General features: G+C 69.3%; 18 protein-coding genes and 2 pseudogenes. 10 read left to right on the forward strand and 10 right to left on the reverse strand.

Translation table 11 applies throughout. From position 1 onward, the window contains the following. The first annotated feature begins 143 nt into the window (after positions 1-143). Entirely contained in the window at positions 144-446 is a 303-nt protein-coding gene (locus ABT070_RS38085; RefSeq protein WP_351767489.1) for a hypothetical protein, read from the forward strand. 778 nt (positions 447-1,224) lie between these two features. Here ABT070_RS38085 and ABT070_RS38090 read toward each other — a convergent pair. Continuing rightward, on the reverse strand, positions 1,225-2,868 hold the full coding sequence (locus ABT070_RS38090; RefSeq protein ID WP_351767490.1) for a flavin monoamine oxidase family protein: 1,644 nt from the start codon (positions 2,866-2,868) through the stop codon (positions 1,225-1,227). A gap of 503 nt (positions 2,869-3,371) precedes the next feature. On the opposite strand from ABT070_RS38090, the gene ABT070_RS38095 reads away from it, so the two are divergent. The 6 genes and pseudogenes from ABT070_RS38095 to ABT070_RS38120 all read left to right on the forward strand — a co-directional run bounded on the left by ABT070_RS38095 (position 3,372) and on the right by ABT070_RS38120 (position 8,053). Then, entirely contained in the window at positions 3,372-4,421 is a 1,050-nt protein-coding gene (locus ABT070_RS38095) for a lytic polysaccharide monooxygenase auxiliary activity family 9 protein (protein WP_351767491.1), read from the forward strand. A 554-nt stretch (positions 4,422-4,975) separates the two neighbouring features. Then, complete coding sequence (locus tag ABT070_RS38100) at positions 4,976-5,194, forward strand: hypothetical protein (RefSeq protein ID WP_351767492.1); 219 nt, start codon at positions 4,976-4,978, stop codon at positions 5,192-5,194. A 258-nt stretch (positions 5,195-5,452) separates the two neighbouring features. Further along, positions 5,453-5,839: a DUF6417 family protein gene (locus ABT070_RS38105; protein ID WP_351767493.1), complete on the forward strand. Its 387-nt coding sequence runs from the start codon at positions 5,453-5,455 to the stop codon at positions 5,837-5,839. Positions 5,840-5,888: 49 nt separating this feature from the next. Continuing rightward, positions 5,889-6,965: pseudogene (locus tag ABT070_RS38110) on the forward strand (ISL3 family transposase); the annotation flags it as partial. A gap of 42 nt (positions 6,966-7,007) precedes the next feature. Further along, the gene (locus ABT070_RS38115; RefSeq protein ID WP_351767494.1) at positions 7,008-7,595 is read left to right on the forward strand and encodes an SMI1/KNR4 family protein; all 588 of its coding nucleotides are present in this window, start codon (positions 7,008-7,010) and stop codon (positions 7,593-7,595) included. A gap of 179 nt (positions 7,596-7,774) precedes the next feature. Next, complete coding sequence (locus ABT070_RS38120; RefSeq protein ID WP_351767495.1) at positions 7,775-8,053, forward strand: hypothetical protein; 279 nt, start codon at positions 7,775-7,777, stop codon at positions 8,051-8,053. Positions 8,054-8,434: 381 nt separating this feature from the next. On the opposite strand, the gene ABT070_RS38125 is transcribed toward ABT070_RS38120, so the two are convergent. After that, positions 8,435-8,587: a hypothetical protein gene (locus tag ABT070_RS38125; protein ID WP_351767496.1), complete on the reverse strand. Its 153-nt coding sequence runs from the start codon at positions 8,585-8,587 to the stop codon at positions 8,435-8,437. A 604-nt stretch (positions 8,588-9,191) separates the two neighbouring features. On the opposite strand from ABT070_RS38125, the gene ABT070_RS38130 reads away from it, so the two are divergent. The 3 genes from ABT070_RS38130 (at position 9,192) to ABT070_RS38140 (ending at position 10,807) form a co-directional block, all read left to right on the forward strand. Continuing rightward, entirely contained in the window at positions 9,192-9,449 is a 258-nt protein-coding gene (locus ABT070_RS38130) for a hypothetical protein (protein WP_351767497.1), read from the forward strand. 8 nt (positions 9,450-9,457) lie between these two features. Then, the gene (locus tag ABT070_RS38135; protein WP_351767520.1) at positions 9,458-9,826 is read left to right on the forward strand and encodes a PIN domain-containing protein; all 369 of its coding nucleotides are present in this window, start codon (positions 9,458-9,460) and stop codon (positions 9,824-9,826) included. Positions 9,827-10,570: 744 nt separating this feature from the next. Then, positions 10,571-10,807, forward strand: coding sequence for an NHL repeat-containing protein (locus tag ABT070_RS38140; RefSeq protein WP_351767498.1), 237 nt, complete (start codon positions 10,571-10,573; stop codon positions 10,805-10,807). A 681-nt stretch (positions 10,808-11,488) separates the two neighbouring features. Here the strand turns inward: ABT070_RS38140 and ABT070_RS38145 are convergent. The 8 genes and pseudogenes from ABT070_RS38145 to ABT070_RS38180 form a co-directional block, all read right to left on the reverse strand. After that, positions 11,489-11,752 (reverse strand): annotated as a pseudogene (locus ABT070_RS38145) (replication-relaxation family protein); the annotation flags it as partial. A gap of 6 nt (positions 11,753-11,758) precedes the next feature. Next, positions 11,759-11,938, reverse strand: a complete 180-nt coding sequence (locus ABT070_RS38150) for a hypothetical protein (protein WP_351767499.1) — start codon at positions 11,936-11,938, stop codon at positions 11,759-11,761. Between the two features lie 86 nt (positions 11,939-12,024). Then, positions 12,025-12,918 carry a replication-relaxation family protein gene (locus tag ABT070_RS38155; RefSeq protein ID WP_351767500.1) on the reverse strand — a complete coding sequence of 298 codons (894 nt, stop codon included), beginning with the start codon at positions 12,916-12,918 and terminating at the stop codon, positions 12,025-12,027. A 1,135-nt stretch (positions 12,919-14,053) separates the two neighbouring features. Further along, on the reverse strand, positions 14,054-14,959 hold the full coding sequence (locus ABT070_RS38160) for a hypothetical protein (RefSeq protein ID WP_351767501.1): 906 nt from the start codon (positions 14,957-14,959) through the stop codon (positions 14,054-14,056). Positions 14,960-15,071: 112 nt separating this feature from the next. Next, positions 15,072-15,425: a hypothetical protein gene (locus ABT070_RS38165; protein WP_351767502.1), complete on the reverse strand. Its 354-nt coding sequence runs from the start codon at positions 15,423-15,425 to the stop codon at positions 15,072-15,074. Positions 15,426-16,120: 695 nt separating this feature from the next. Continuing rightward, complete coding sequence (locus ABT070_RS38170) at positions 16,121-16,498, reverse strand: DUF6907 domain-containing protein (RefSeq protein ID WP_351767503.1); 378 nt, start codon at positions 16,496-16,498, stop codon at positions 16,121-16,123. Positions 16,499-16,608: 110 nt separating this feature from the next. Beyond that, entirely contained in the window at positions 16,609-17,127 is a 519-nt protein-coding gene (locus tag ABT070_RS38175; RefSeq protein WP_351767504.1) for a single stranded DNA-binding domain-containing protein, read from the reverse strand. Between the two features lie 750 nt (positions 17,128-17,877). Then, on the reverse strand, positions 17,878-19,419 hold the full coding sequence (locus tag ABT070_RS38180) for a ParB/RepB/Spo0J family partition protein (protein WP_351767505.1): 1,542 nt from the start codon (positions 19,417-19,419) through the stop codon (positions 17,878-17,880). Positions 19,420-19,467: the final 48 nt, after the last annotated feature.

Below are 19,467 nucleotides of genomic sequence, written 5' to 3' on the forward strand. Positions count from 1 at the left end.
CGCCGAGCCGCCCTCGGCAGAGCACCTCTTCTAGCCCGCCCCCTCCGTGTCCGCCCCCCCCGTCCGCCAGGGGCGCGTCTCGTGCGGGTGATCTCGGCTGGTGCACCGTGCCGGGCGTTCCTGGCTGAGCCAGGATGCGGCCCATGACTGATGACGTTTCTCTCTACGGCCGCTGGACCGATGTGGAAGGGGCCGGGCATGTCGGAGGCCAGTCCGCCGACTGCCTGGCCCTGGCCCTGGCCCTGTACGGCCTGAACGAACGCTCCTCCAAGGGCACCGTGCGCCCGACGGCCGCGTTGGTCACCGTCTCCCGGCCCGATGGCCAGGTGCTGGGTACTTTCCGGGCCGATTCCGAAGACGTGGAGGTGTTGGCGGCAAAGGTCACCCAGCATGCTGACGACCGGTACGGCCCCCTGCACGCGAGCGACCTCGAAGCGCTGCTCTAGCCCGCCCGCCGGAGGGTCCCGGCGCCCCGCTGAGTCGCGGGCGTTCCCCCGGCACGGAGTGCGCGCAGCGGGCCCCTCGCGGGGCGTCGTGGAGGATCCTGGAGCCGTGGCCGGGAAGAGTGTTCCGTGCTGTAGCCAATGCGGCAGCCCACTGCCCGAGGACAGCAGGCGGTCGTGCCGGTACTGCTCGGCGGCCTGCCGCACGACAGCGTGGCGCTCGAGGCGCGAGCGCGAGGAATGGTGGCGCAGCAACGCGGAGTTCGCAGCCGTCCCGCGCGAGGGCCGCCCGGACCGCCGGCCGAAGAAACGCTGCCCCGTCTGCAAGAGCTGGTGGTTCACCGGCGAGGCCACGGGCGGCAACCACAAGCGCCCAGATGCCCCGTACTGCTCACCGGAGTGCCGCACGGGGGCTGCGTATCCTCCGACACCGAACCTGGATCGTTGCCAGTGAAGTTGGATCGGGTGGCGCCAGGCAACCCCGAAGGGGCGGAGGCTCGGCGTACGACACCTTCCAGGGCCGCAACGGCCAAGCGAGGTAGGGCTTGCCGCCGAAGCGCGGCAGCGTGCTGACCGTCTGGCGGCGGACACCCGGCCCTGTTGGTGTGTAGATCAGCGAGGTGCGGCCCGGCATGGTGTACGCCTCTGGGCGGCCCTCTGGCCGTCCGTACGGGGACCTCGGGTCGGACTCCAGCGACCAGGGCCTTGAACCAGCGGGAATTCCCCGTCTGTCGGCGGGTCGTTCGGGGCCCGGCTGCTGGACCGGGCCCCGAGCGTGTGTTCAGAGTCCTTGCGTCAGGAAGACGGCGTCCGGGACCTGGACCGTCTCGGGGGCGATGCGGGGGAGGAGACCGAGGATCTGAGCGACGACGTACTGTGCCGACATCATGGCTCCCTCCTGCCAGCCGGGCAGCGGTGATGCCTGGTCGCCGACGACGTAGAAGCGGCCGTCGCCCTCGGGCTGCAGGAGCTGCTTGTAGGCGACCTGGTGGTCGGGGTCGGCCGGGTCCCAGTCGGCCCAGCCGCCGAGCTGGTGGGGCACCTTGTGCCAGGCGATGGTCACACCGAGGTCCTGGGGCACGGTGGTCTTCTCCCGGAACTCGCGGTGCATCTGTGTGGCGCCGTCCCGGGCCAGGCGCAGCCGGTCGGCCGGCGCGAGTTTGCCCATGTCCTCGGCGTGGGCGCCGAAGTTGTACGCCCCGGTGAGGGTGCCCGTTTTGGAGAAGTAGTCGTTGGACGGGTACCAGAACTGGGTGATGGGGTGGTCGGTCCAGCTGATGCCGCCGTAGATCTGGTTGTGGTCGTCCTCCCAGAACCGCCGGTTGGCCTGCCAGCCGACCTTGCACGTCGGAGCGAAAGCCACCGCTGCCGTGGCGTTGCGGAACCCCGTGGAGAAGCCGGTCAGCGTGAGCTGCTTCAGGACCGGCAGCGGGATGTTGCTCACGCAGTAGTCGGCCGTCGTCGTCAGTTCCTGTCCGCCCGTGCGGTAGGTGACGCTGACCCCGTCGCCCGTCAGGTCGATCGAGGTGACCTCGGCCTCGAGTTCGACGCTCACGTCGTACTCGGAGGTGATCCGCTCGGTGAGGGCGTGGACGATCTTGTCCATGCCGCCGACGGGCTGGAACATCGTGGCCTGCCACAGGTAGTCCACCGGCTGGTAGAACCTGTACTTCCAGAACTCCGACTGAACCAGTTCGGCGAGGGGCAGCGGGGGCGCGGGCCTGGGGAATTCGTGGACGTCGAGGGGCTCGTCGTAACCCGAGCGGGTAGAGCCGTGGTACTCGCCTTCCTCGTCCAGGTCGCCGAACTTGCGCAGCAGGTCCCGCAGCGGTCCGGTGAACTCGTCGCTCTCGGTCAGGGTGGCGGACAGGAGCGCGGCGACGTGGCCGCGGGTGTCGTTGGCAATCCGCCGGTTGCGCCAGGGCTGGCCGGGCGGGGTGTGTCCCGCGCTGTACAGGACGTTCGCCGTCGTCTCCATGATGTACGGCTCCAGAGACACCCCGAGGTCGGTGCAGTAGTTGAGGACTCGGCGGTGGTGGTACGGGATGCGGCCGGGGCCGAGGTTGAGGTACAGGTCCTCGTCGAACGCGCAGGTGTGGGTCAGCACCGGGCTGTTGCCCTCGCCGTCGAGTTCGTACAGCTTGTCGCCCTTGCGGGCCGTGCGGTTGCGGCCGCCGGTGCGGGTCTGGGGCTCCAGGACCGTGCACCGGTAACCGAGCCTGCCCAGCTCGTAGGCGGCGGTGAGTCCGCCGACGCCTGCTCCGAGGAGGAGTACCGACGGCTCCTCGCCGGCCGCTGCGCGTGGTGCGGCGGCGAAGTCCGGCGCGGTGCCTTCGCCGGAGCTCAGTGGGCCGGCGAGGCCGGACATGGCGCGGTAGAGCGACTGTGCGGATTCGGAGGGGGTGGCGGACGCGCGGGTACTCATGGCTCACCTTTCGGGTGGGACGGGACGGTGCCGCTCCCGGTTCGTCTGGCTCCTGTGGCTTGTGCGGTGACGAAGCCCGTGGGACCGGCCGCGGGATGGCCCCGAAGGAGACGAGACCTGGCCATGAAGTGCCGCGCGAAGTGCGAGTTCGGCCTGCGTAAGGGGTACTTCCCGGTCTGTCGAGAGCGGACGCCGACCGTCCGGGTGAGCACACGGAACGGAAGTCGGCGCACGCCGGCGTGCGCCTGCGCCTGCCGGCGCGCGGCGGACGACCTTCAAGGGGCCGTGTGCGTGTTGGAGGGCGGTGACTGCGATGCCGGGCACGGCCAGGCGCAGTCCGGAACCCCGGCCTGACGCTTCAGGGAGCCCCTGCATGCCACCTGTGGCTCACCGCGCTTGCGGCATATGCCACCGTAAATAATCTGATAAGTGGCAACAAGGGTGGTCCGCTGCGTGGTTTCGCGCTGGACCATCCGTTCCGTGCGACTGGAGGAGTTCCCAAGATGCAGCAGCCTCACCCGGCGGACCTGCGCGCGGTGGCGACCTACCGTGATGACGGTGATGTCAAGCTTGAAGGCATCTCACTCACCTGGCGGATCGGCGCAAATGCCCCCGGCCAGGACACCACGGAGCCGTCCGACTGGAACAACGGGCGCCCGGACTACCCGCACCGCTACGAGGTGTGGCTGGACGGGCGTCCGGCGCAGACGGTGGACCTGTACTGGGCGGCCTGGTATCCGCACTGGCAGTCGGCCAACCGGCACTGGGTGTGCCTCGGAGAGACCCCCGCCCGCGAGTACCGGGTGAAGATCCGGGCCCAGCACCCCGACGACGCCTGGGGGCCGTTCACGGACGAGGTCACCATCGATACGTCCACGTCCACGCCCTACAACGTGCACATCCCCATGCGCGCCGAGGAGCGTGGGGACGACGGCCGGGAGCGGCACGGGAGTCTGGAGTTCCCGGTCAGCCGAGCGATCCGGGCGATCCGTGACGAGGACGATGCGCCGATCTGCCGGAAGGCGCGCGAGTTGAACACCTCGACCACCTGGCAGGAAGTGGTGCCCCCCGGCACGGCCGGCAACCCGCCGTGGAACGAGGACCGCGGGTACCTGGAGTACCGCAAGTTCTTCCAGGGTGCCAACGTGGCATCGGCAGCGAATCCCGCCTTCCAGGGCCTGGACCTGGTCGGCGGGGACGGCCTGGGCGACTGGCCGACCAGCACGCTGGAGGCCGTCGACGGCCGGCACACCTTCACCTACAACTACCGGCAGAACCACATGGGCCCGAAGTGGACTCACCAGTGGTTCATCACCACAGAAGGCTGGGACCCGGCCCAGGGAATCTCCTGGGACGTGCTGGAGCCGACGCCCTTCATGGTCGAGTACCACGGCGGCGGCACACACGCCGACGACCAGCTGCACTACTCGACCGAGGCACTGGCATCCCGGCGGGGACGACACGCCATCGTCAACATCTGGGGCGGCGGCGACGCCGGACACGACTTCAAGGGCGAGTTCTTCGTCAGCGTCTCCGATGTCGAATTCCGCTAGGCCCGCGCTGCGAGCCCATCAGTCTCACGGACCAGCAAGTCGTGCTGCCTGGTGGCTGTACAACATTGCTGGCAAACGATCCAGGTTCGGTGTCATAGGACACGGCGCATCCCCATGTGCCCAGCCCCCGCACCATATTCCCCGCGGCTGAGGTCCAGCGGGCATCGGCCGGCACCTCGAGGGCAGCGGAGTGAGTGCCCGCCACCGGGAAAGCCGCGGCACGGTGGCCGCGGCTTTCAGCCCGTCTGAACGCCTCCGCGACAGGCTCCAGGCACGTGCTGCGCTTCCCAGCCCGGCCACAGCGTTCAGCAGCTGCCCGGTAGCGGTGAACGGCCGGGCCGGCGCAGCGGACGAGCGGGGCGGCGCGGCCCGTACCCGCAGGGCACCGACCCCGTTTCCCCCTGGTTGCCCGCCCCCGCGAAACGCGGCGCGCCGCCCCCCCCGCTGAGTCATCCGGATCCGCCCGCAGAGCGGTTCGGGTTGCCGGGAGCCTCTGGCGCCGTACGGGCGTCGCAGGGATCTTCGGCGCGCGGGGCGCACAGGCAGGGGATCCGATGAACCGGCTCGAGTTCGGGGAGTACCGCACGCTCGCGCTGCTCGGGGCGGGCGGCATGGGCCGTGCGCATCTGGCCCGTTGGGGGTCGGGACGGCTCGTTTTGGTGAAGGTGATGCATGCGTACCTCGCCACTGATCCGCTGTTCCGGGAGCGGCTGCGGCGTGAGGTGCGGGCGGCCGTGCTCGATACAAGGAGTTGGGCAAGGGCGAAACGATGATGGCTGCGGGCGCACTGCCACCGGGCCGGTTCGCCCTGCTCACAGAGAAGGGCGTGTTGCATGTCATCGACACCCGCAGCGGAAACCGGATAGCCGCCCGCGCCCTGAGAACCGACATGCGACCGAAGCTGTGCTCGTCACGGCCGGTTCAACCCCTCCGGTCCCTGCCGCGGGCGTGACCTGAGGGGTCTGTCGCCTGGTGCTCCGCCGGGGGGCCGGCCATCCGAGGCGGGCGGTCTCATCTGTGTGGGGGTGGGGATGCCGTACGAGGACAGGGCTGTCACCGCGCTGGAGGTGGTGGCCGACCGGGAGCGCGCGGCCGAGCACGGCTGGGCACTGGACTGGGATCTGCGCCCAGTCAGACAGCGGGTGTTCAACCTCGCCGACCGGGGCCTGGCCGAGTTCGCGGGCCGGGATGACCGTGCGGCGCTGTCGGCGTTGGAGGGCCGGCCGGTTCGCTGGGCTGCCCGCCTGACGGCGCCCGGCCACAACCTCCTTCTCTACAGCAGCTTCCGACCCCAACCCGCAGAGGGCGCTTGCGGCCCCGGTCTTCGGAGGGTGGAGCTGATTCCGTCGCAGGTGACGGCGCTGCGCCTGTTCGTGGCGCTCGTCGGCGGTTGCGGAGGCGGTTGGCCGGCGGTCTGATGGAGCGGGTGCACACGGCCCGGCGTGATCCGGCGGTGAACCGGTACGTACTGTCCTGGTCGACGTCGAAAGCCGGCGTCCGGTAGACCTGCTGCCCGACCGGGAGGCTTCCAGTCTGGCCGCTTGGCTCGCGAAGCGGCCCGGGGTTGAGGTCGTATGCCGCGACCGGGCACCGTTCTTCGCAGAAGGCGCCACCGCCGGGGCGCCCCAGGCGGTGCAGGTGGCGGATAGGTGGCATCTCTGGCACAACCTGAGCGAAGCCGCCGAACGTTGTGTCGCAAACCACCGCGGATGCCTGCGAGTTCTGGCGCCAGATCCAGCCCAGCCTGCCCCCGAGCTGGAGAAGTTCGAAGACCCGTCCGGCTCGCCCTGGCCACGGGCACACCGCTTCGCCGACCGAACCCGAGCCAACCACGCGACCGTCCACGAACTGCTGACCGCCGGACTCAGTCGGAGGGCGATTGGCCGCCAACTCCGCATGACCTCGCGTACCGTCAAACTCTTCGCCGACGCAGCCACCCCGGAGGACCTCTTCCGCGGGCAGTGGCAAGGCCGGCCGTCCAAGCTGGACGCGTTCAAGCCCTACCTGGATGACCGCTGGAACCAGGGCTGCACCAACGCCTGGACGGTATGGGAGGAGATCGTGCCACTCGGCTATCAGGGCAGCTACCAGCGCGTTCGCGCCTACTTCCGGGAGAAGCGGACCTCTCCCAACCCGATCACAGCTCGACCACCGTCACCCCGCGTCGTCGCCGGCTGGATCCTCCGGCGCCCCGAGACCCTCCCTGAAGTCGACCACCTTCGGCTCAAGGCCGTCTTGGTCCACTGTCCCGAACTCGACGCCCTCACCACTCACGTGCGGTCCTTCGCCCAGATGCTCACCGAGCGCCAGGGCGAACGGCTGCCGCAGTGGCTTGATGCCGTCCGGCGCAACGACCTCCCCAGCCTCCACACTCTTGCCGCAGGCATCGAACGTGACCGCGATGCCGTCATCGCCGGGCTCACCCTGCCCTGGAACTCAGGCGTCGTCGAAGGACACGTCAACCGGATCAAGATGCTCAAGCGCCAGATGTTCGGTCGGGCCGGCTTCGCTCTCCTGCAGAAGAGGGTTCTTCTGGCCAGCTGACCGCAGCCACCCATAGGGTGACGGGGACGAGAGAAGAGCACGATGGATCCCCGCATACCCCGCCTGCGTCGCAAACTGGCCGCGATCCCGTTTCAACCCCTGCGCAGCCACTCCTTCGGAGAAGAGCAACACAAGTTCCGCCCCGGTCCGAAGCTGGCGGAAGCACGCGTCGCTGCGTTCGAGGCCGAGCACGACATCGTCCTGCCCGACGCCTATCGGCAGTTCCTCACGCACATCGGCGGCTCAGGCGCGGCGCCGTTCTACGGCCTCATGCCGCTGGAGCGGTGTTCCCTGCTGGTCATGAACCCGCGCGGAGAACCGGGGGCACCCCGCGGCTTCGACGACGCAGAACCCGAGGGTCACAGACGCGACCTCTTCCTCCACGTCATCGAAATGGGCTGCACCGACGTCTGCGTCATCGCGGTGACCGGTCCCCTCACCGGCCGCGTCCTCATCGGCAACAGCGACGGGTTCTGGGGCCCCAACGTCTCCTCAGCCACCGACTTCCTCGACTGGTACGAACGCTGGCTCAACCACATGAGCGCCGGACGCGACAACCGGGCCCTGGAACTCACCTCTCCCCAGCTTCGTGCCCATCCCGACAGGCATCGCATGGCACCGAAGATTTGACTCTCCGTAACCACTCCACGGAAAGTGAGCCAGAACCCGGGAAATGACGTCAGGGATGTAGGCAGCCGCGTCCGAGGGGATGTCAGCGGTGTGCTGGCCGCGGGCAGTCCTTGATGCCGGAGGGGGATGTGGTGGGATGGGCGGTGCAGTCCGGGGCCGTAGTTTTGGGGGAGATCACCGTGGCATCTGAGTACTCATCGCTGGCTCATGCCTTGACCGAGGCCCTGGTCGACATGGCTTGGTTCATCGACGGCGCGGACGACGAACAGATCGATCTCGATGACGTGGTGAAGGCATTGGAGGGTATGGCTGCGCGGCTCAAGCACGTCTCGAGCGATCAACGGCGCGACCTGCTTGATGTGCTTCGCGGGATGGCTGAGGCAGAGGCCGATCCCGCCCGGCGGGAGTTCCTTGAAGCCTTCCCTCAGGACTTCGGACTGGTCGACGAAGCAGCATGACGTCCGGCCGACGGCCCCGCCGACCGGAGGGCGGCGGGACCGTCGACAAGTAGCGGCCAGCAATCAGCCAGCCTTGGCCGATTCTTTGGCGCGGGCGAGTTGGAGCGCGGGCGCCTTCCTGCTGCGTCTTAGCGATGTACTCCCGCCGACTGCGCAGGACGGGGCTGTGGGCGGCAGCCCTGCGCAGCCCGGTCCTTCTGCGCAGTCGGCGGGCCAGTAGCGGTGTGCCGGTGTCCGGCCGTCTGCGCAGTGCCTGCGCAATGCCCGCTGACCTGTGCTGGTCGGGCTTGTGGTCGGGGTTCGCGACCTCGTGGTCGGGTCTGTGGTCGGGGGTATTGCGCAAACCGCGAGCTGGTGCGCATTCGCCTGCTGCGCACCCGTCTACGGCGCCAGCGGGTCCATCCAGCCGACCCGGCGCTCGGGATCCCGCACAGGGCGCCACACAGCCGCGGCAGGCCGGTGTTGGAGGAGGTCGGTCATCGGCGCGGCCAGCGCCGTCGCCTCCCGCTGGAAGAGCGCCACCGCAAGGTCCACGTCAGCCGCGTGCCCAGTGCGCGGATACGGCTGTCGGTGCCGGCGGTCCGGTGCCGTCCAGGACGAACAGCAGCCGCGGGAAGAGCGGATAGTGCCGCCGCTATTCCTCCTGGACCGCTGTCCAGTCCGGCGGCTGGGGGCGGTGGCGCCGTCGTGCTCGGCTTCTGTCTGCCGCTGCTGCACGGCGGTGATCTTCGCATTGATCCGGCCCAGCCGCAGGGGCCCCTGAAGTGGCGGGCGTACCAGAGCTCGCCCAGTCGGAACTCGAGCCGCTCGATCACAAACGACGCGCCCACTGGGCCTCCTCCGCATCCGGTGTGTAGATCCACACCGGAATCGACCACCGGCCGTACGAGTGACGGCCTTGGTATCTGCGTAGCCGTCGGCTCTCCCGTGGGGAGGGCCGGGAGGGACGGCGCGGCCCCGCCCAGGTGGCAGTACACGGGCGGGGCCCTGGGGCGGGGGCCTCCGCCGGGGTTAGAGGATCACCGCCGTCACAGCACTGCACTGGATTCGGCCATGCAACAGGGCTGTAACTGGAATTAGGTACCTGGCGGGTACGGGTACGTACCCGTATCCTCTAAGGGTGGGAAGGAACACGACGATGTCCGATGCCAACGTCCGTATCCCCGAGGAAGCCAAGGACCGGCTGGCCGCTATTGCTGCCGCTGAGGGTCTGTCGCTGCGTGCGTATCTCGCCCGTCTTGCTGAGACGCTGCTGACTCCGGCCGAGCGCGCCGAGCGGGCGGAGAAGGCCCTGGCCGCGCTGAAGGAGTGGAACGGCTACGCGCCGACCGCTGCCGAGGAACAGGACCTGGACACCGAGCTGGACCAGCGCCTGGCCCAGGTGACCAGCCAGTGAGCGACGCCATGCACATCGTCCTGGACGACACCGCGATGGCCGCAGCTGGCCAGGGCAACGTCCTTGCTTCCCGTCTGATCCACCGCGCCCACGCCGAATCGGGCTGGTTCCTGTATGCCCCGGCGTGCGCGTTAGTGGAAGCCGATCGTGCCCGGCCCGGCACGGCCGAGCACCTGGCTTCCCTTCCCGCCATCACTGTCCTCGATCTGGACCTGGCTGCCGCCCTGGCCGTCGCGCGGCAGGAGACCTGGGCCGCGGCGCACAGCCAGTACGCGGCGCAGCCGACCCCGGACCGTCCGGACGGCGCGATCATCGCGACCACGGCCCCGCACCGGTGGGCAGGTGAACCGGTCCGCGTACTGGACCTCACCCCCTGATCACAGCAACAGAGTCTGCGGACGGCGCGCAGGTGACCACGCCTGGCGGTGACCAGACCCAGCCACCGCCGGCGCGGGCTGTTCTCCATTGAGTCACCGTGCTGGTGAGGGGCAGCCCGAGAGGGTGGTGGCTGCGTGAGCGGCGCAACCCTGTCATGCCGAGGCGACAGGGCCGGAGCCCTGCGTTCCCGAACCCCGTAGCAGGATGTGCTTGGCTGTCGGGCATCAGCTTCGGGCGGGTTCTGTCCGAGAGGTCCGGGGAGCCCGTCACCTGAATACTGCGGTCGGACGACATGAGCATTTCCAGCCCAGCCCCCTTGCTCTGGACGTGACCCTCCAGATGCTCTGTCGCGGGGGCTCCGCGGCCACAGCGGCCAGGCCGAGCGTCTCGGCGACGATCGATGCGAAGCTCTCACGAGCTTTGATGCCCTCGTCGGCGTCAGGCCGCAGGAGGGGTGACGATTTCCATGGCCCGCACCCTAGAGGGCTGCCCCGCTGGAGCCACACGCGCCCCGGGGCCCCGACGCGGCCGCCGTCGACGGTGAGTCCGTCGAGACGGAGCGCCGGGTCCCCGGGGCGCGTGTGGGCGCCGTCTGCTGCCACCACGACTGATCCAAGAAGACCTGGACCGTCATCGGTGGCCCGGGAAGCTCCTTCGCGGCGACCGCCAGCCACCTCTACGGTATCGGCCCCGACCACCAGGGCACCTTCGAATACGGCGGCACACCAGGCGTCTGGCATCAGGTGCGCGGCGCCACCGACCGGATCTTCACCAGCCCCACCACCCTCTACGCCACCGACACCAGCGGCGGGAAGCTCCAGGAGTACGACCAGTCCAAAAAGAGCTGGACGGCCGTCGGTGACTCACCCGGTTCCCTCGCTGCGACGGACGACCGCCTCTACAGCGTCAGCGCGGACCTCTCCAGCGTCTCCGAATACTCCGCCACACCAGGAACCTGGTCCCCTGTCAGCAGCCCTTGACCAGACGGCTGCCTCGTCGTGCGAGACCTCGAGCGGAATGGCTGCGCAATCGCCCATGCCGCCGACTGCGCAGGACCCGGGCGGTGAGCGGTGGCCGTGCCCAGTTGGCCCTCTGCGCAGTCGGCGCGGCGGTGGCGGCGTACTGGTGTCCTTGCTCTGCGCAATAGCCCGCGCAATGCTGTGACCTGCGATGGTTGGGCCTGTGGTTGGAGTGCCGAAGCCGTGGTCGGGCCTGGGGTCGGGGCATTGCGCAGACCACGAACGACTGCGCAACCGCCCGCTGCGCACCCGTCTACGGCGCCAGCGGGTCCATCCAGCCGACCCGGCGCTCCGGATCCTTATCGGGCGCCACACGGCCGCGGCGGGTTCGTGCTGGAGGAGGTCGGTCATGGGTGCGGCGAGCAGGGTCACTTCCCGCAGGAAGCGGGCGACCGCGAGGTCCACATCTGCCGCGTGGAGCGCACGGATACGGTTGTCGATGCCGGCGGAGCCGGTGCCGGCCAGGACGAACAGCAGCCGGGGGGAAAGAGCGGGTAGTGCCGCCGCCACCCCTCCTCGCTTCCGTGGACCGGCTCCGCCGTGCGGCGTCGGCCGACGGGCGTCGGCACGTGCTGGTGGAGTCGTGTAGGTGCGGAGTGTGGCTGCGAGGCGTTCGGGGCCCCTGGTCGCCCGGTCGGCATCGAGGAACGTCCGCAGCATCGACCGGTCATCCCCGTCCTGGCCGCCGCGCTGGTAGTAGATCAGCGCGTCTGGGATGACGGCTTCGCCGCCTCCGATGGGGTGGTGGACTTCCGGGAGGAAGTCCAGCGGCCGACACACCTCCCCGCGGCGGCGTGCGTCCAGCGGGAACTGCAGTCCCGTCTCGGTGACGGTCAGGGTGTGGCTCGTCCACAGTCGCGCTGCGACCGGATCCGGTACCAGCCTCGGCGGCCGTCGGCCGCGCAGCTCCGGTCACCCCGCGGCGACCTGCACCCCGTACGCGGTGGCGAACCACAGCCGGCTGCGCCCCGCCTGAGGCAGGGTGATGCGCTTGACCAGGCCCTCGGTACGGAGTTTGGCCAGCCGTGGCCTGGTCTGCTCGATCTGCACCTGCGGGGTGATTAGCAGGTGCATCTGTTCGGTGCTGGTCATCCGGCACTGCGCCCGTGTAGGTGGAGCCTGCCGGTCACAGACGTCGGCGTGGGCCGAGACTGTTGCCGCTTGCTTGCGCGAGGAGGTCACAGGGCGGTCCATGGGCGGGGCTCGCCCCCAGTCAGTGGTACCCACGCTGACCTGCTGGGGCCGTGGTGCTCGAGGTCTTCCAGGATGGCGGCTCCCAGTTGGACTTCGCGGGAGAGGGCTGCGACGAGCGGGTGTTGGGCGACCATCGCCTGGAGGTCTCTGGCCCTGTCTTCCAGTCTGGCTCGGGTGGCGCCGGTGAGGACGAAGAGTACGCGGGGGAAGACCGGATACCAGCGGAGCCAGGCGGGGCCTGTGGAGGCTGGTCTGCGGCGGCCGATGGGCTGGGCTTCGTACTGGAACAGCCGGGCGTACTCGATCAGCTTCACGGCGAGGCGCTCGCTGCTCATGGTGGTGCGGTCGACTTCGACGAACGCGCGCAGCTTGCGTCGGTGTTCGCTGTCGACGGCGGTGTAGTGCATGACGGCGTCGGCCACGAGCCGTTCGCCTTCACCGATGGGGTGAGCCACCTCAGGAGTCCAGTCCCACGGGCCGTGCTCGTGCCCCAGCCGGCGGGCGTCTGCGGCAAAGGCCAGGTGGGTGCGCACGACGGTGAGGGTGTGCGGCGTCTTCAGCGAGGCGGCCGTTGCGGAGTTGATCGGATACGGAGGGCGGCCCCGCAGCGCTGGGAAGTCCCGCGTCAGGCGGGCGCCCTCGCCCGTGAGATACCAGGCGCGGGTGCGGTTGGACTGGGGCAGCACCGTGTAGTCGACGAGGCCCTTCTGCCGCAGCTTGTTCAGTGGGGTGGAGACGGTCTGGCGCGCGACGTTCGGCCGGAGCAGACCGTGGAGTTGGCCGGTGGTGGCCATCCGGTGCTGGGCGAGCGCGGACAGAAGCTGATGGGGCAGCGGCTCGTCGGGCCTGGGAGTATACGAGGCGGCGGTAGCGGTCACTGGTGTCCCTTCTTGACGGGAGACACGGTCGAACTCCCAGGTCGGAACGGGGTGTTGCTGCCTCTGAGGAAACCTGCCGCCCCCGACCCGGCCACCGACCACGACGCCCCAACCATGGTCACGATGGGGACACAAAGGCCGTGGTCAGGCTTGTGGTCGGGGTGTTGCGCAGACCACGAACGGTGCGCAATCGGCCTGCGGAGCTCAGCCATCTCGAGCGGGTGTCGTACTCGGCGACGATCTCGATCGCTGCCTGGAAAGGAGTGGCGGGGCGGCCTGGCCCGCGGCCGGCTATCGGAGCCAGCGGATCGAGGACCGGGTTTCGGACAGGACGAGACCCAGGAGTGCCAAGAGGCGCTGCCGTCTCGTCCTCGTGACCGCAGCGACCCGGCCCTCGATCAAGAGCGCACCGCCAGCCCATGTGATGCGTGGGGTCACGCATGAGGCATTCGGGAACTCCTGGTGACTCCACGCGCGTCTGAAAGGTGAAGGCCGTGCTGACGAACAGGGGTTGGAGCGCGTGGACGTCGCGATCTCCACTGCGACGGACCTCAGCAGGAAGCATCCGGAGCCCGCTTAGGCCCGGGCGGGATGCCACTGACGAGGTATGAGCAGCTTCCGGAGGCAGAGGAAACGACGGGAGGAGAAAGGCCCCACATGTCAGGGCGGGACGGAACCGGCGAGACTGCCCTCGCCGAGACCGCGGAGGGGCTCGACTGGACGATCCCCAAGCCCGCGGCCAAGCACACGGCGCTGTGCGAGTGGGACGCTACCGCTGTCTTCCGGTGCCTGGCCGGGGCTGTGGCGTTGAGCTGCAGCAGCGCCCCCCGCCGCGCCGCGGACTGGCGACTTTTCCCTCACCGTGACCTCGTCCAACGGGGACTCGGTGACGGTTTTCGCCGGTCATGATCGCTCCGGGGCGTGGGGATCGGCTTGGGCCGGCGGTGTGCGTGGGCTGTTCGGGAAACTGGCGATGGCCGGTGCCGTGAAGCCGTGCGGCTTCACGGCGGAGTGGTGGCTGGCCTCTCCGTGCCGGCCATCGTGCGGCGTCTGGTCCGCCGGGAGTTCGTCGATCCCTTAAACCAGAGGCCGCGGTCTTACGGTATCGCGCTTGCGGGGCGGTTCGGCCTTTCAGTCAGGGCGTCGAGGAGCGGCGGGCGGCCAGTTCCTCGATGCGGGTGCGGTTCCAGCGCTGCTGGCGTGGCCGGCCGGCGCTGCCGCGGCGGTATTCGTAGCCGTCGGGTTGCTCGAGGTCGGGCAGGAGTCCGTGTCCGAGTGCGCTGATGAAGCTGTCGGCGTCCTTGTATCCGAGGATCTGGGCTGCCTCTGCGGCGCCGATCAGGTCCTCGTTCTGGTCTTGATCGGCAGCCGGCAGGACGCCGCGTTGTCGGGCGGCGGTGACGGCGGTGGCCCGGCGCCACTTCTTCCGTGCCCGGCCGCGGCTGCCCGCTTCCTTCTCCAGGACGTCGGGTTCGGGCAGTTCGGGGATGCGTCCTTGGTAGAGGGCACTGGAGAAGGAGGCGGCGCTGCTGTAGCCGAATAGGCTCGCGACTTCGGTGGTGCCGAGCAGTTCGTCGGGGTCCCCGTCGGCTGGCACCGGGGGGAGCGCGGTGGCCGGGGCGGAGCTGCGTCGGCCTTTGCCGGGACGGTTGCCGGCCCAGGTGACGATCGTGCCACGGCGCCACATCGGGCCGTCGATGTCTTCGTCAGGCTCGGGGAAGTACCCGGGCCGGTCGCGGAAGTACGCGTCGATGGTGGAGGTACGGGTGTAGCCGAGGAGTTGGGCCACTTCTCGCTTGGTCAGCAGTTCGTCCTGGTCAGCGTCGAGTACCGCGGCCGGGAGCGTGCGCTTCTTCGGGGTGCGCTCGGCGAAGAACGCTGCGACTTCGTCGTGCCGCCAGAACCGTTTGCGACCTTCGGTGTGCGCGACTGCGGGGAAGCCGCTTTTGGGGTTGTTGCTCCAGTCACTGATGCGGGGCTTGCTGGTGCCGAATTCTTCAATGATTTGCGCGGTGTCTACCAGCCGCTCGGCGTCGGGCATGGCATCCCCTTTTTTGTGACCGGTCAGCGTATCTGTGCCGCTCTCGGACGGCGACAGGTTCGATAATGCCGATCATGATTCGGGGTGTCCAGCGGATCGCGGCGGGCGGGTCCTAACGGGGCTGCTCGGGCAGGAGGCAGACGCCGTGGGCTGCGGCGCGTTCTTCGAGTTCGGCGTAGGCCATGGCTGCGGGGGAGGCGTCCCAGACTGCGAATGCGAGGAGGGCCACAGCCTCGCTGCGCGGCGTCCCGTGTTCCCAGGGGCTGCCGGCAGCGGCGCATTGCTCGGCGAGCTGCAGGTCGCACGGTCTTTCGGTCTGTCGTTCGACGGCGGTTCGCACGTCGGCGACGCCTTCGCACCAGGCGCGGTGGCCCGTGGCTAGGAGGCGGTGCAGCATGTCGTGGTCGCTGATTCCTCGGGCGCGGGCTGTGAGGTCAAGGAGCAGGGCGGTGGGGTTCGGGTCCATGGTCTTCTCCGGCGTCTGCTGTAGGGCTTGCTGCCCAGGGGCGCCGATGCGGGGGCAGAAGGCGAACAGTATGCGTGTTCTGCGTGTGTGTATCGCCGTACCGGCTTTGAGGAGCCGGTACGGCGATGGTTTCACTCCTTGCGGGTCCGTTTCAGTTCGTCGCGCAGAGCGCGAACTGAGCGGACGGCTTTGATCGCCTTCTGTGACAGCGCAGGTACCTGGTTGAAGATGTATCCCAGGAGGGATACGCATCCGGCGACCCCGGCCACTGCGGCTGCCACCCAACCGGCAGCTTCCATGCTGGGCCTTTCGAGAACGTGCGTGGCGGCTGGATTCAGTGCGCGCCTCATGCTTGGGGGTGGCCTGAGGCGCACACTCCCCTCGCCAGCCGGTCACGGCAGTTTCGAAGTCCCGTATGTTGCGCGGGTTGCAGGCGGATCGGTGTGCCGTCGGTGGGGGATCTCTGGAGTTCTGTGCATCGCTGATCACCGGCACCCCTTTCTGAGATGCGTGGCGATGAAGCCCGATGTGCCGGTGCCTACCCCACGTGTGAGATCGGCAAGCCGGAGGCCGGACGGTGTTTGCGGTGCCACCCTTCGGGGCCGTGTTTTGGGAAGGCAGCAGCAGGGCGATGCGGGATGCCTCCCGCATCGCCCTGCTGCTGCAGCGGGATGTGATGGGCTTGTGGGGGGTTGTTAGGGCTGCTCGTTGCGGGTGTGCAGCGTGCGGAGGTGGGCTGCTCGTGCATGCAGGGTGTAGGCGTGGGCGGTGAGAACGTCGGCCATGGCGTGGAGTGCGGTGGGGTCGCAGGGATACCAGTCGCCGTTGATGCAGACGTTGAGGTAGGGGTGTTTGGCGAGCGGGTCGGGAGTGAAAGGCCGCTGTTCCAGGGCGGTGATGAGGTGGGTTACTGGACCGCGGGCGGTGGGCAGGCTGAGCGGTTGATCGGGGCCGGTGTGGCTGATGTCCGTGCGGTGCTGGGCGGCGCTGTCGTGACCGGCGCACCAGAGCGGGCAGGTGAGCGTGACAGGGCCGTGGTCGAGGGTGGGCACGGTGATGGTGCGGCTGTTCATGAGGACTCCTTGGCTGTTCGGGCAAATGCGGCCTGGCATCTCATGGCCTGTGCACGGACTGGCTCAAGGCGCGGCGAGAGGCCGGCGGGGTTGAGCGCGTACTGGCTTCTTCACGGTGTGCGCGGCGCGGAGCGCCACCACTCCCTGGCCGGCGCGGCAGCTGGCGGACCGGCAGAGCGGGCCGCCGAACCGGACTGTGCCGGTTCGGCGCAATGCGCGGGCGGTGGTATGAGTGCTGCCGTCGTGCGCGAGGGCGGGGCGGGGACGAAGGTACGTCCGGCCAGGACGGCGGGGAGGGTGTCGTCGGTGTAGGTGACGTGGTGGGCGAGATCGATGCCGACCTGGGCGGAGTCGAGGTAGAGAGTGCTGTTGCGCAGTGCCAGGTTTCCGGTGGCGATCACGTGCACGGCGTCGGTCAGGCATTCGGCGACGTGGCGGGCGAGAGGGCCGGTGACGGTGCAGATGAACGGGACCGGTTCTCCGTCGTGCCACGTGCCTCGGGTGCGGTTGTACTCACGGGAAACCTGGATCAAGGTGAACCGGGCGGCAGGTGTGCCACGGACGGTGTAGCGCAGGCATACGGCTCCGTACACGCGGCCGCGGACGACAGCGCTGGTCACTCCATTCATGGGCTGCTCCTCGAGACGACGAACGTTCTGGCAGTGCCAGTGATCAGAGGCAGAGGTGAACGAGTGAGGCTGCCTGTTCCGTCCATGAGGACCTCATTCGCAGCTGTCCCGGCATCCCATATGAGGCACTGGCGGTACTGCCGGGGCGTGTGAGAGAAGGTGCCGGTCTGGTGCGCTCGTGCACCATCTGCGCGCCCTGCATCTTTGGGAGGGCCGTTCGTAGGGTGTGGTTGCCGACCTCACCAGTGGGCTGGGCCGGGGTATCTGGTGCCCGGTGTCCACTGGGGGATCCCGGAGTCAGAAGTACCGGGACCCCGGCCCAACAAGAAGAGGTGAGGTGGGCACATTGGTGGCAATCGATAGCGCTCCACCCCGAAAGGGATGGGCGCGTGAGGCAGCGCAACGACTAGGTATCGCACTCACAGCGCGTGCGTTGTGGAGCCTGGTCGAAAGGCTGTTCAACCACCACTAGGGCCTGAGGCCCGGCCGTCCCCGGGTGTATTCCCCAGTCACGCGGGGCCGGCCACCCTCCCCACGCCCTGGGGACTTTTACCGGGCTCATCCCGCACCGGCCCGTGTACTGCGCCGTACCGCCGGACGGCGTCCCCAATCGCAGCTGTCGCGGCCGCTTCAGGCTCTACGGCAGGGCCGGAGCCGGGCATGGCGGGCTCCGTGTCGGTGACCGAAGTGTGGTGGGGCGGCCGGGCACCTTCGGTGCCCGGCCGTGTCGTGCGTGTGAGGCCTGGCGGGTCAGGCGGCGGGTTCGCCTTCGGCGTCGTCGCCCCGGTGTGCGGCGACGGCCTGTTCCTCGACCTCGGACAGCCGGTAGCTGCCCTTGTCGTCCTGGCCGAGCTTCTCCAGGAGCAGCAGGTAGGCGGCCTGCTGGGGGGTGGGGTCCGCCCACAGGAACCGGACCTGCATGCGGGCGTCGTTGAAGCCCTTCGGCTCGCGCATGTCGCGCTCGAAGGAGGCGGCGACGTGCGCGAACAGCACATGCGCCGTGCGGGCCTTGGACAGGGTGACCAGATCCGACAGCCGCGCCCGCTCGAACGGGCTCTCGGGGAGCTTCACGCCCAGAAAGCGGGCCACGTCCTCGGCCTCCTGCCGCTGCGCCCACTTGCCGTAGAAGGGGGGAAGGTCCAGCAGCACCCCGAGGGCGAACCGCCAGGCGTCCTCCGGCAGGGCCTTGCTGCTGCGCACCAGCCGGGTGACGAACTCCTTGCGGGGACCGGCGGCGGCCTTCCAGGCCCGGTTGCACGCGGTGGTGCGGGTCCGCTCGGCGGCCTTCTCCTCGTCCTCGTCCGTCTTGGTCGGCTTCGGCTTCGGGCGCACCTTGTGGCCGTACTCGGCCGGGTCGGCGCAGTACCAGAGGGGCTGGTTCTCGTCGTCGAGCCGGGCGCTGTGGCCGGGGCATCCTTTGTGGTTGTCCTCGTCCAGCGACCTGCCCAGCGGCGTGGTCAGTTCCGGCAGCGGGTGAGCGGTGTCCTTCTCCCCGTACGAGAGTCGCGTGGGCAGCAGGGGGATGTCCGCCTCCTCCAGGGCCGTGACGGCCTCCTTGCGGGCGGTGCGGTCGTCCTGTTCGGCCTTGAGCAGCGCGAGTTCCTGGTCCCAGTGGCCGCGCCCGCCGCCCTCCTCCGACTCGTCGCGGGCCAGCGCCGTGAGAAGGCGGTCCTGGGCGCGGGGCACGTCCTCGACCTCGGCGAGCTGGGCGATCTGTTCGAGGTCCATGCCTCCGGCGGAGGCCCGGCGCAGGGTGGCGTCGTCGAGCTGCTGGGCCCGGCCGAGCCGCTTGCCTGTGCCGTGCTTGAGGCCCAGGGCGCGCGCGGCCGTCGTCTGCTCGACCTCGTCCATCCCGATCAGCGACAGTTCGGCGGCCTTCAGGGTGTCCTTGGGGGACATGCCCTGGCGCTGGTGGTTCTCGATCAGGGACAGGAACTGTGTCCAGGCGTCCCGGCCGACCAGGTCGGCGCGGACGTACGCCTTGATCTGACGCTTGGCGTGGCCTTCCGCCTCGGCGGTGGCGTTGGCGATCTGCGCGGCCTGGGTGCGCCGCCAGCCCTTGAATGCGCCGTACGTGCCGTCAGGGCGGGGGCGGACGCTGACCGGGTCCTGGACGCCGACGGCCTTGACGGAGTTGATCAGGTCGGCGTCGGGCTCGGTGTCGTGCTCGCGGGCGTTGAACTCGTCGCGCACGATCGTGTCCGGGTCGAGCAGGACGGCGGTCAGGTTGTCCTCGTCGGTGTCGACGGGGACGGGTTCGGCGGTCTGGCCGGCGGTGGTGGCTGTGGCCATGTCTGGCCTCCTTGTGCTGGGTTGACGGACGTTCAGCGGTGCCGGAAG

It is taken from the genome of Streptomyces sp. NPDC002884 (assembly GCF_040295245.1).
Taxonomy (GTDB): domain Bacteria; phylum Actinomycetota; class Actinomycetes; order Streptomycetales; family Streptomycetaceae; genus Streptomyces.